The organism is Streptomyces marokkonensis (assembly GCF_008312835.1).
In the GTDB taxonomy this organism is placed as follows: Bacteria; Actinomycetota; Actinomycetes; order Streptomycetales; family Streptomycetaceae; genus Streptomyces; species Streptomyces marokkonensis_A.
Map to the genome: position 1 here is coordinate 66,849 of NZ_VSKS01000013.1, position 12,374 is coordinate 79,222.

At 73.0% G+C, this 12,374-nt stretch carries 8 protein-coding genes; 5 read left to right on the plus strand and 3 right to left on the minus strand.

Annotated features, from left to right (window positions below; genetic code table 11):
• Positions 1 to 139: 139 nt before the first annotated feature.
• Positions 140 to 1,204 carry a lipoate--protein ligase family protein gene (locus F1615_RS22370; RefSeq protein ID WP_149550828.1) on the minus strand — a complete coding sequence of 355 codons (1,065 nt, stop codon included), beginning with the start codon at positions 1,202 to 1,204 and terminating at the stop codon, positions 140 to 142.
• Between the two features lie 624 nt (positions 1,205 to 1,828).
• Here F1615_RS22370 and F1615_RS22375 point away from each other — a divergent pair.
• The 4 genes from F1615_RS22375 to F1615_RS22390 all read left to right on the plus strand — a co-directional run bounded on the left by F1615_RS22375 (position 1,829) and on the right by F1615_RS22390 (position 6,622).
• Positions 1,829 to 3,655 (plus strand): gamma-glutamyltransferase family protein, encoded by a 1,827-nt coding sequence (locus tag F1615_RS22375; protein ID WP_149550829.1) that lies wholly within the window; start codon positions 1,829 to 1,831, stop codon positions 3,653 to 3,655.
• Positions 3,656 to 3,755: 100 nt separating this feature from the next.
• A complete protein-coding gene (locus F1615_RS22380; RefSeq protein WP_149550830.1) occupies positions 3,756 to 4,604 on the plus strand; it encodes an inositol monophosphatase family protein in 849 nt (282 codons plus the stop codon).
• A gap of 99 nt (positions 4,605 to 4,703) precedes the next feature.
• Positions 4,704 to 6,113, plus strand: a complete 1,410-nt coding sequence (locus F1615_RS22385) for a phytoene desaturase family protein (RefSeq protein ID WP_149550831.1) — start codon at positions 4,704 to 4,706, stop codon at positions 6,111 to 6,113.
• Entirely contained in the window at positions 6,110 to 6,622 is a 513-nt protein-coding gene (locus F1615_RS22390) for an O-acetyl-ADP-ribose deacetylase (RefSeq protein WP_149550832.1), read from the plus strand. Before F1615_RS22385 ends, F1615_RS22390 begins: the two co-directional genes overlap by 4 nt.
• Positions 6,623 to 6,635: 13 nt before the next feature.
• Here the strand turns inward: F1615_RS22390 and F1615_RS22395 are convergent, their stop codons facing one another.
• Positions 6,636 to 7,703, minus strand: coding sequence for an SPFH domain-containing protein (locus F1615_RS22395; RefSeq protein ID WP_149550833.1), 1,068 nt, complete (start codon positions 7,701 to 7,703; stop codon positions 6,636 to 6,638).
• 4 nt (positions 7,704 to 7,707) lie between these two features.
• The gene (locus tag F1615_RS22400; protein ID WP_149550834.1) at positions 7,708 to 8,139 is read right to left on the minus strand and encodes an NfeD family protein; all 432 of its coding nucleotides are present in this window, start codon (positions 8,137 to 8,139) and stop codon (positions 7,708 to 7,710) included.
• 315 nt (positions 8,140 to 8,454) lie between these two features.
• On the opposite strand from F1615_RS22400, the gene F1615_RS22405 reads away from it, so the two are divergent.
• The gene (locus tag F1615_RS22405; RefSeq protein ID WP_149550835.1) at positions 8,455 to 12,363 is read left to right on the plus strand and encodes a glycoside hydrolase family 2 TIM barrel-domain containing protein; all 3,909 of its coding nucleotides are present in this window, start codon (positions 8,455 to 8,457) and stop codon (positions 12,361 to 12,363) included.
• The last annotated feature ends 11 nt before the right edge of the window (positions 12,364 to 12,374 follow it).

A 12,374-nucleotide genomic window follows, 5' to 3' on the forward strand; every position in this document is an offset into this window, starting at 1 on the left:
AGTGTCACACGCATCGTGGTGGTGCGGAAGGGTCAACTCGCTCCGTAGGCGCGTGATGACGGGGGCGTACCGGCCGGTGCCGCCGGTTGCCTCGATTCCTTTGTGAAACAGGTGATTCGGGTGCGTCAGGGCTCGCGCCTCAGGGTACGCGCGCGATCCACTCCGGCGCGGTGAACTTCGTCCGCGCCAGCTCCTGCGCGCGGGCCAGCTCCTCGTCGGTCACCTTCCCGTCGGCGAGCCCGTACCGGGCGCGGAACGAGTCGGTCATCTGCTCGATGACGGCCTCGCGCGGCAGACCGGTCTGCCGGCGCAGCGGATCCACCCGCTTCTTCGCGCTCCCGGTGCCCTTGTCGGACAGCTTCTCCCGCCCGATGCGCAGCACTTCGAGCATCTTGTCGGCGTCGATGTCGTACGCCATCGTCACGTGGTGCAGCACCGCGCCGGGACCGCCGTCCGGACCCACGATCCGCTTCTGCGCGGCGCCGGCGATCTTGCCCTGGTCGGTGGCGATGTCGTTCAGCGGCTGGTACCAGGCCCGGATCCCCATCTCGCCGAGCGCGCCGAGCACCCAGTCGTCGAGATAGGCGTAGCTGTCCTGGAAGGACAGCCCCTGCACCAGCGACCCGGGCACCGACAGCGAGTACGTGATCGTGTTGCCGGGTTCCACGAACATCGCTCCGCCGCCGGAGACACGGCGCACCACCTCGATACCGTGCCGCCGCGCGCCCTCGGCGTCGACCTCGTTGCGCAGCGACTGGAAGCTGCCGATGATCACCGCGGGGGCGCCCCACTCCCACACCCGCAGCGTCGGAGGACGCCGGCCGGCGGCGACCTCGGCGGTCAGCACCTCGTCCAGCGCCATGTGGAGCGCGGGGGACTGCGGTCCCTCGTGGATGAACTGCCAGTCGTAGTCGGTCCAGTCGGTGGCGTGGGCCAGGGCGCGGCGCACCGCGATGCCGACGCCCTCCGAGGTGAGCCCGTACATCACCGTCCCCTCGGGCAGGGCGCCGTCGATCCGTGCGGCCAGACCGGCGGCGTCGGTGCCGGCCGGCGCGCCGTCCAGCGCGCGGTTCACGGCGTCCAGCGCCTCGTCGGGTTCCAGGAAGAAGTCGCCCGCCACGCGAACGCGGCGCAGCACGCCGTCCTCCACGTCCACGTCCACGACGACGAGCTTGCCGCCGGGAACCTTGTACTCACCGTGCACGGCTCCGCCTTTCGTTCCGCCCTCGGGACCAACACCGGCGGGTGCGGGGATGTTCCCCGTCCCCGGACCGGCGGGAGGCCGGACGGCCCCGGCGGTCCCTCCTCCTCGACGCGTGCCCGCACTCCGTCCTCGTCCCCCAAGGGGTTTCCGGCCCTGACCCGCCCCCCTGAGGGCATCGCCCCCTGCGAGCCCGCGGAGGACGGGCGGGACCGGCGGCGCGCGTTGCTGGACTTCCTGTTCGCGGGCGGCGACCGTCCCGACGCGCTGGACCCGGCCGACCGGGACCTGCCCCTGCTGCTGTGCGTCGAGCGCCTGCCCCCGGTCAAGCAGCAGGACCTGCTGCTGCGCACCTGGCTGACCGCGGACCTGTGGCGGTGCGCGACCCTCGTCATGGTGGGAGGCGCGACACGGCATCCGACCCCGGACGAGCACCGCGTGCGCGCCGTGCTCGGCCCGCTGCTCCGTCGCCCCCACGGCACGGGCCCTGGCCGGCGTGTACCGCGGCGCCGGACGCCCATCGCATGCCGGAGGCGGGGAGGAAGGGGCGCGGGGCGGTCGATAGCCTTCCGGGGGAGCCGGAGAAGGACTCGGGCCCGTACACGTGGACAGCGAGGTAGAGGCCCTGTGTTCACCACCCGACCGACCCTCCAGGGCACCTTCGGCATGGTGTCCTCCACCCACTGGCTGGCCTCCCAGTCGGCGATGGCCGTGCTGGAGGACGGCGGCAACGCCTTCGACGCGGCCGTGGCCGGGGCCTTCGTGCTGCACGTCGTCGAGCCGCACCTCAACGGCCCGGCCGGCGAGGTGCCGATCCTGCTCGCGCCGGCCGGCGGGGAGGTGCGGGTGCTGTGCGGGCAGGGCGTCGCCCCGGCCGGGGCGAGTGCCGCCCATTACCGCGGGCTCGGCCTGGACCTCGTCCCCGGCACCGGACCGCTCGCCGCGGCCGTGCCCGGCGCCTTCGACGCCTGGATGCTCCTGCTGCGCGACCACGGCACCAGGACCCTCGCCGACGTCCTGAAGTACGCCATCGGGTACGCCGAGGACGGGCACCCGCCCGTGGAGCGCGTCGGCGAGACCGTCGAGACCGTGCGCGAGCTGTTCGAGACCGAGTGGACCACCTCGGCCGAGGTGTACCTGCCCGGCGGCCGGGCCCCCCGCCCCGGCGAGCCGTTCCGCAACCGCGCCCTCGCCGCCACCTGGAAGCGGCTCCTCGCCGAGGTCGCCGGGGCGGGGGACCGGGAGGCCCAGATCGACGCCGCGCGGGAGGTGTGGCGCGGCGGATTCATAGCGGAGGCCCTGGTCAGGCAAGCCGGACGGCCGACCGTGGACACCAGCGGCGAGCGCCACACCGGCACCCTGACCGCCGCGGACCTCGCCGGCTGGTCCGCGACCTACGAGACCCCGGTGACGTACGACTTCGACGGCTGGACCGTGTGCAAGGCCGGCCCCTGGAGCCAGGGCCCGGTCCTGCTCCAGCAGCTCGCCCTGCTCCCGCCGGAACTGCCCCGGTACGGTTCCGCCGACTGCATGCACCTGCTGATCGAGGGCTGCAAGCTCGCCATGGCCGACCGTGAGGCCTGGTACGGGGACGCGGCCGACGTGCCTCTGGACGACCTCCTGTCGGCCGAGTACAACGCCGAGCGGCGGACCAGGATCGGCCCCCGCGCCTCCCACGACCTGCGGCCCGGCAGTCCCGGCGGGCGCACCCCCCGGCTGAGCGCCCACGCGCGCGTCGTGGCCGCGGACGAACCGGGCTTCGCCCCGATGGGCGCCGGGGAGCCGACGGTCGCCAAGAGCCCCACGTCCCCCGTGCCCGGCGAACCGGACGTCTCCGCCGACGGCGCCACCCGCGGCGACACCTGCCACCTGGACGTCGTGGACCGCTGGGGCAACATGATCGCCGCCACGCCCAGCGGCGGCTGGCTCCAGTCCAACCCCGTCGTGCCCGAACTGGGCTTCCCGCTCGGCACCCGGCTGCAGATGACCTGGCTGGAGGAGGGGCTGCCGGGCACCCTCACACCGGGCCGCCGGCCCCGGACCACCCTCACGCCGTCCCTGGCGCTGCGCGACGGCGTGCCGGTCATGGCGTTCGGCACGCCCGGCGGGGACCAGCAGGACCAGTGGCAGCTGCACTTCTTCCTCTCGGTCGTCCAGCGCGCCAAGGTGCGCGGCGGGCTCGACCTCCAGGGCGCCATCGACGCCCCGAACTGGCACAACGACAGCTTCCCCGGCTCCTTCTACCCGCGCGGCATGCGCCCGGGCAGCGTCACCGTCGAGTCCCGAACGGACCCCGCGGTGGTGGAGGCGCTGCGCCGCCGCGGCCACGACGTGACGGTCGGCGACGCCTGGTCGGAGGGCCGGCTCTGCGCCGTCGCACGGGACCCGGCCACCGGCGTCCTCTCCGCGGCGGCGAACCCGCGCGGCCAGCAGGGCTACGCGGTGGGCCGCTGAACCCACAGGCCGACCGGCCGGCACCCCATTTTCATACCGATTCCACCTGACGTGCACCGGGAGGGACGGGAATGTCAGTGGCGCGTGCTCTCATGGAGACATGATCGAGAACCACAACGAAACCATCGACGAGTTTCTCGCCCGGCACGCCTCCGACGTGGAGGAGGCCGTCCGCAAGGCCGCCGCACAGGAGATCATGCCGCGCTGGCGCCGCCTCGCCGAGCACGAGGTGGACCGCAAGACCGGCCCGCACGACCTGGTGACGGACGCCGACCGCAACGCCGAGCTGTACCTCACGGAGGTGCTCGCCGCCCTGCTGCCCGGCTCGGTCGTGGTGGGCGAGGAGGCGGTGCACGCCAACCCCGCGTCGTACGGGGCGATACAGGGCGAGGCGCCGGTCTGGATCATCGACCCCGTCGACGGGACCCGCCAGTTCGTGCACGGCGACGCCGGCTTCTGCACCCTGGTCGCCCTCGCCCTGCGCGGAGTGGTGTGCGCCTCCTGGACCTACGCCCCCGTCCGGGACGAACTCGCCACGGCCGTCCGGGGACACGGCGCCCACCTCGAGGGCGAGCGGCTGCGGGCCGGCTCCCCCGAGCCCGGCCGTGATCTCCGTGTGGCCACCTCCCACCCGGACTTCACGACGGACGAACAGAAGCGCGCCCTGCTCGGCCTGCGGACGGAGGGCGTGGCCCCGCGCCCCTGCGGCTCGGCCGGACTCGAGTACCTGGCCGTGGCCCGCGGCGCGTCGGACGCCACCGCCTTCTCCTGGGAGGCCGCCTGGGACCACGCGGCCGGGCTGCTTCTCGTGGAGGAGTCCGGAGGCGCCCACCTCACCCGCGCGGGCAGGCCCTTCGACATCAGGGGCGGCAACACCCTGCCCTTCACGGCGGCCCGGGACGCGGCCACCGCGCACCGGGTGGTGGCGCTGCTGTCGGACGGGGCCTGAGCGGTCCCGCGCCGGAGGCCCCGGGAAGGCGCTCCGGCCCCGGCATATCCTGATCCTCCAGTGGCCGTCGGCTGACAAGGGAGTCCGAAGGTGCCGTCGATGCTCGATGCGGTCGTGGTGGGTGCGGGGCCGAACGGGCTGACCGCTGCCGTGGAGCTGGCCCGGCGGGGCTTCTCCGTGGCCCTGTTCGAGGCGAAGGGCACCGTCGGCGGCGGCGCGCGCACCGAGGAACTCACCCTCCCCGGCTTCCGCCACGACCCGTGCTCCGCCGCGCACCCCCTCGCCGTCAACTCACCGGCGTTCCGCGCCCTCCCGCTCGACCGCTACGGTCTGGAATGGCTGCACCCCGCCATCCCGATGGCGCACCCCTTCCCGGACGGTACGGCGGCCGTGCTGTCCCGGTCGGTCGGCGAGACCGCCGCCTCCTTCGGGCCGCGCGACGCCGGCGCCTACCGCCGCCTGGTCGAGCCCTTCCTGTCCAGGTGGGACACCCTCGCCCGCGACTTCATGTCCCTGCCGCTGACCGCGCTGCCCCGCGATCCGGTCACCCTCGCCCGCTTCGGGCTGGTCGGCCTGCCCCCGTCCACCTGGCTCACCCGGCGCTTCCGCGACGAGCGCGCCCGCACCCTGTTCGCCGGCCTCGTCGCCCACGTCATGGCCCCCCTGAGCGGCTTCGCCACCGGCGCCGTCGGCCTGGTCTTCGCCCTCGCCGCACACGCCCGGGGCTGGCCCGTCGCCCGCGGCGGCTCCCAGGCCATCTCCGACGCCCTCGCCGCGTATCTGAAGGACCTCGGCGGCAGCGTCCACACCGACTTCGAGGTCAAGCGCCTCGACGACCTGCCGCCCGCCCGCGCGTACGTCTTCGACACCTCGCCCACCGCCCTGGCCCGCATCGCCGGCTTCGGCGGCCACTACGCGAACTACCGTTACGGGCCCGGCGTCTTCAAGATCGACTATGCCCTCGACGGCCCCGTGCCGTGGACCGCTCCGGAGGCCCGCGCCGCCGGCACCGTGCAGATCGGCGCGGACAGTCATGAGATCGGCGCCGCCCTGCGGGCCGCCTCCCGGGAGGGGCGGGCCCCGGACGCCCCGTTCCTCATCACCGTGCAGCCGGGCGTGGCCGACCCCACCCGCGCCCCGGCCGGCCGGCACGTCTTCTGGGCCTACGGGCACGTGCCGAACGGCTGGACCGGTGACCTCACCGACGCCATGGAACGCCAACTGGAGCGCTACGCCCCCGGTTTCCGCGACCGTGTCCTGGCGCGCGCCACCGCAGGCCCGCCCGAACTCGCGGCCGGCAACGCCAACTACGTCGGCGGAGACATCGCCTCCGGCGCGGTCTCCGGACTCCAGCTGCTGCTGCGTCCGAAGCTGTCCCTGTTCCCCTACGCGACCCCGCACCCGGCCGTCTTCATCTGTTCGTCGGCCACCCCGCCCGGCCCGGGCGTGCACGGCATGTCCGGGCACAACGCGGCGAAGGCCGTCTGGAGGAGGCTCCGCCAGACATGACCCCCACTGTCACGCTCGTCCGGGGCGACATCACCCGCCGGAGCGCCGACGCGATCGTCAACGCGGCCAACTCCTCCCTTCTCGGCGGGGGAGGCGTCGACGGCGCGATCCACCGCCGGGGCGGCCCGGACATCCTGGCGGAGTGCCGCCGACTCCGCGCGTCCCGGTACGGCAGGGGCCTGCCCACCGGCCAGGCGGTCGCCACCACCGCGGGCCGCCTGGACGCCCGCTGGGTGATCCACACCGTCGGCCCCGTCCACAGTACGAGCGAGGACCGGTCCGGCCTGCTCGCCTCCTGCTACCGGGAGTCCCTCCGCGTCGCCGACGAACTGGGCGCCCGCACGGTCGCCTTCCCCGCCATCTCCACGGGCGTCTACCGCTGGCCGATGGAGGACGCGGCCCGCATCGCCGTCGAGACCGTCCGGACCACGGACACGGCGGTCGAGGAGGTCACCTTCGTCCTCTTCGACGACCGCGCCCACGAGGCGTTCGCCGCACAGGTCGGCTGATGACCGGCCGGCCTCACCCCCGGCCGTCTCCGTCCCCCTCCGCGAGGCGGCGGTGCCGGAGACCGCCGGCGGAGGGACCGCTGTCGGCCTGGGCCGCGTCCGCCAGGGCCTCCGCCGCGGCCTGGGCGGCCTGTGCCGTGTCGTCGGCGGCCCGGGTCGTGCTGTCGTCGGCCGACGGCTTCTCCCGGGTGGCCGGCGACGGGGGCAGCACTTCGGTGAAGGCCCTGGACACGCCCTGGAGCGCGGACGTGATCTCGCTGGGGATCACCCAGAAGTTGTTGCCCGAGCCCTGCGCGAGCTGGGGGAGCGCCTGGAGGTACTGGTAGGCGAGGAGCTTGGGGTCGGGGTCGTTGCGGTGCACGGCCTGGAACACCTCGTCGATGGCCCGGGACTGGCCCTCGGCCTGGAGGATCGCGGCGGTCCTGTTGCCCTCCGCGCGCAGGACGGCCGCCTGCTTGTCCCCTTCGGCGGTGAGGATCTGCGACTGCCGCTGCCCCTCGGCCCCCAGGATCGCGGCCCGCTTGTCCCGCTCGGCCCGCATCTGCTTCTGCATCGCCTCCTTGATGGACTGCGGCGGGTCGATCGCCTTGATCTCGACCCGGTTGACCCGCAGCCCCCACTTGCCGGTGGCCTCGTCCAGCACCCCGCGGAGCTGGCTGTTGATGGTGTCCCGCGAGGTGAGGGTCTTCTCCAGGTCCATGGAGCCCACGACGTTGCGCAGGGTCGTGACGGTGAGCTGCTCGACGGCCTGCAGGAAGCTGGCGATCTCGTAGAAGGCCGCGCGCGGGTCGGTGACCTGGAAGTACAGCACGGTGTCGATCTCGACGACCAGGTTGTCCTCGGTGATGACCGGCTGGGGTTTGAAGGAGACCACCTGCTCCCGCAGGTCGATCAGCGGGTGCACCCGGTCGATGTAGGGGATGACGAGGCTGAGTCCGGGGGTGAGGGTCCGGTGGTAGCGGCCCAGCCGCTCGACGTTGCGAGCGCGTGCCTGCGGCACGATACGGACCGCTCGCACGACGGTGAAGATCGCGAACAGCGCGATGATCAGGCCGGCGATGAGGGAGGCGGTGATGTCCATGGCTTCAGTCCCGTGGGTAGACGAGCGCGGTGGCTCCGCTGATCTCCATGACGTCGACGGTCGTTCCGGACGAGATGACCAGGGTCTCGTCGTAGCTGCGGGCCGTCCACTCCTCGCCGTCGATACGGACCCTGCCGCCCGTGCCCGTCACGTCCGAGACCACGTAGGCGGACTTGCCGATCAGGGCGTCCGTGCCGAAACGTGCGGCCTGGGGCCGGTCCATGTGGCGCAGGGCGAGGGGCCGTACGAACAGCAGCGTGGCGGCGGCGACGAGCGCGTACACCAGGAACTGGAGTCCCAGCGGCAGCCCGGCCGCGGCCGTTCCCGCGGTGACCAGCGCGGCCACGCTCAGCATCCCCAGCGCGGCCGTGAGAGTGAGGATCTCCGCCACCGCCAGGACGGCCGCGACGATCAGCCAGATCAGCCATGGATCCATGACGCGCCTCTTCTCACCGGTACGGGTCTCGAGGGCATGAACCGGGGTGCCGGCCGAGACGGAACGACAACCGACACCTTTGCACCCATTTTACCCATGGGTAGGTCGCGTTCCGAGAGGTGTGCGCGAGAAAGACGACACAGACGGCAGAACCATCAGGATCGCACAGAGTCCGACGGGGCCATTGCTTCGATTGTGTTCGAGTCCTAGGGTGTGGCTGGCTCGGTAGTTGCTCCGTCACCAACAGTCGCGGCGCTTCCCCGGCGTGACGCCCCCTCCGTGCAGCGCCCTGTCGAACCGAGGAAGGCCACGGTCATGCCCCACGTGTTTCCCGCCGGCCGGCCCACCCGGCCCGGCCGGCCGGTCGTCAGCCGCCGCCGTCTCCTGGAGTCCGGCGCCGCCGTGCTCGGCGCCCTCGCCCTGCCGACGTCCCCCGCCGCCGCGTACGCGGCCGGCGCGCGGGCGGCGGCCGGCGCACCCCCGGAGTGGAACGACTTCGGTGTCTTCCGGCTCGGCACCCAGCCGCCGCACACCACGCTCACGCCGTACGCGGACGTGGAACAGGCCCTCGCCGGCGACCGCACCCGCTCGCCCTACCGGAAGAGCCTCGACGGCACCTGGAAGTTCGCCTACGCGGACCGTCCCGACGACCGGGACCCCGACTTCCACCGCACCGACGTGGACGACAGCGACTGGGAGACGATCCCGGTGCCGTCCGTGTGGCAACTGCACGGCCACGACTTCCCCGTCTACCTGAACATCACCTACCCGTACTGGGGCCCCAACGGCCGCGGCGAGGACCCGCAGCCGCCCGCCGCCCCGACCCGGTACCACCCGGTCGGCCAGTACCGGCGCACCTTCACCGTGCCGCGCGACTGGCGGGGCCGCCGCACCTTCCTGCACTTCGAGGGCGTCAAGTCCGCCCACTACGTGTGGATCAACGGCGCACTGGTGGGCTACGACGAGGACTCCTGGACGCCCTCCGAGTACGACATCACCGACCACCTGAGGCCCGGCACCAACCAGATCGCCGTGGAGGTGTACCGCTACTCCGACGGGGACTGGCTGGAGGACCAGGACATGATCCGGCTGAGCGGCATCTTCCGCTCGGTCCACCTGTACTCCACCCCGCCCGTGCGCCTGCGCGACTTCAAGCTGGACACCCCGCTGAACGACACGTACACGGCCGCCGAACTGGCCGTCACGGCGAGCGTGCGGGCGTACGGCACCGGTGCGCGCGGCCGGTACACCGTCGAGACCCGGCTGTACGACGCCCGCGGCCACGCCGTCTGGTCCCGCCCGCTGGAGCAGACCGCCGACCTCGGCACGGCCGGCGCCGGCGAGGACGTCACCGTACGGGCGTCGAAGGCGGTGACCGGGCCGAGGCTGTGGTCGGCGGAGCAGCCGAACCTCTACACGGCCGTCCTCAGGCTCCGCGACCCGGCCGGGAAGGTGGTCGAGACCCTGTCCCACCGCGTCGGCTTCCGCGAGTTCGCGATCAGGGACGGGCTGATGCGCATCAACGGCGAGCCCGTCTCCTTCCGCGGCACCAACCGCCACGAGATGCACCCGAGCCGCGGCACCGCCCTCACCCGCGAGGACCTGATCGAGGACATCACGCTCATCAAGCGGATGAACATGAACTCCGTCCGCACCTCGCACTACCCCGACCAGCCGCTGTGGTACGAACTCGCCGACGAGTACGGCCTGTACCTCGTGGACGAGACCAACCTCGAGACCCACGGCATCCGTGCGGAGTACCCGGGCGACCACCCCGAGTGGACCGCGGCCTGCGTCGCCAGGGCCCAGAACATGGTCCACCGCGACAAGAACCACCCCTCGGTGGTCATCTGGTCGCTGGGCAACGAGGCCGGCGGCGGATCCACCTTCACCGCCATGCACGACTGGATCCGCTCCTACGACCCGTCCCGCGTCATCCAGTACGAGGGCGACGACCGGCCCGGCGTCAGCGACATCCGCTCGGAGATGTACGAGAGCCCGTCACGCATCGAGCAGCGCGCCCGGGACACCGCCGACACCCGGCCGTACGTCCTGATCGAGTACTCCCACGCGATGGGCAACTCAGGCGGCAACTTCAAGAAGTACTGGGACGTCATCCGCCGCCACGACGTCCTGCAGGGCGGCTGGATCTGGGACTTCGCCGACCAGTCCCTGTACACGCCCGTCCCCGCCCGCACCCTGCTCACCGAGTCGGGACCGGCCGGCCTGCGCGGCGAGATCCTCGCCACCCGCGGCCGGCTCGACCGCGACAAGGGCCTGTCCGGCATCACGGTCTTCGAACGCGACGACAGCCTCGACCTCACGGGCTCCCTGACCCTGGAGGCCTGGATCACCCCGGACGTCCTGGGGTACCACCAGCCCCTCATCGCCAAGGGCGACACCCAGTACGCGCTGAAGCAGACCGACCGGAGGCTGGAGTTCTTCATCCACTCCGCGGGCCGGTGGATCGCCGTGAACTGGGCGCTGCCGGACGACTGGACCGGCCGCGAGCACCACGTCGCGGGCGTCTTCGACGCCGGCGCCGGCACGCTGACCCTGTACGCCGACGGCGCGGTCAGGGCCACCCGCACCACCGACCGGCGCCCCAGCAGCACCACCGCGCCGCTCGCGCTCGCCTCCGACGCCGACAACCAGACCCGGGAGTTCAGCGGCACCATCCGCCGCGCCCGTGTCTACGCCCGCGCCCTGTCCGCCGCCGAACTGGCCTCCGACAGCCGGGGCCCCGGCGACGACGGCGTGCGGTTCTGGTTCGACGCCGCCACCGTCCGGGCGGAGCAGAAGCGGCCCGAGCAGACCTCGTTCCTCGCCTACGGCGGCGACTGGGGCGACAACCCCAACGACGGTGCCTTCGCCGCGGACGGCATCGTCACCGCCGACCGCGGGCACACCGGAAAGGCCGTCGAGGTCAAGCGCGTCCACCAGGCGGTCGGCGTCGCCCGCACCCCCGGCGGCGGCCCCGGTGCGGTCACCCTTACCAACGAGTACCTGTTCACCGGCCTGCGCGAGTTCGACGGCCGGTGGGAACTCGTCGCCGACGGCGAGGCCGTTCGGGGCGGACGGCTGAACCGGGACCAGCTGGACGTGCCGCCGCGGTCCGCCAAGGACATCAGCCTGCCCGTACGTCTGCCCGAGGACCCGGCGCCGGGGACCGAGTACTTCCTCCAGCTCTCCTTCACCACCAGGCAGTCCACGAAGTGGGCGAAGGCGGGCTTCGAGGTGGCCCGCGAGCAGCTCCCCCTGGACGCCGCGAGCCCCGCCGTCACCCCCGTGCCCCTGGCGGGCGTCCCGGCCCTGCGGCACGAGGAGCGGGAGGAGGACATCCACGTCACCGGCAGGGGCTTCTCGGTCACCGTCGACAGGGGCAGCGGCACCATCACCTCCTACGAGGCGGAGGGCACCCGCCTGATCACGTCCGGGCCCGTGCCCAACTTCTGGCGGGCGCCCACCGACAACGACAAGGGCAACGGCCAGCACACCCGCAACCAGACCTGGCGCGACGCGGGAGCCCGCCGGACGGTCACCGACGTCACCGTGCGGACGCTCGACGACCGGGCCGTCGAGATCGAGGTCCGCGGCACGCTGCCCACCACGGTCGAGTCGGCGTACACCACCAGGTACACGGTCTTCGGCAACGGCGAGATCAAGGTCGACAACACCCTCCACCCGGGTGCCGCGAACCTGCCGTACATCCCCGAGGTCGGCACCCTGCTGTTCCTGCCGCGCCGCCTCGACCGTCTGCACTACTACGGCCGCGGCCCGGAGGAGAACCACTGGGACCGCAACACCGGCACCGACGTGGGCCGGTACGCCTCGACCGTCGCCGGCCAGTGGACGCCGTACATCCGCCCGCAGGAGAACGGCAACAGGACCGACGTCCGCTGGGCGGCCCTGACCGACGGCCGCGGGCGCGGTCTGCTGGTGTCGGGCGAGCCCCTCCTGGAGATCAACGCCTCGCACTTCACCCCGGAGGACCTGTCGGCCGGGGTCCGGCACGACTACCAGCTGACCCCGCGGGACGCCGTCGTGCTGCGGGTCAACCACCGGCAGATGGGCGTGGGCGGCGACGACAGCTGGGGCGCGCACACCCACGACGAGTTCAAGCTCTTCGCCGACCGCGACTACGCGTACACCTACCGGCTGCGCCCGCTGGCCGACGTGAGGGAGGCGATGGAGGCGTCACGCCGGCCGACGGCGGCCGAGTAGGGGGACACACC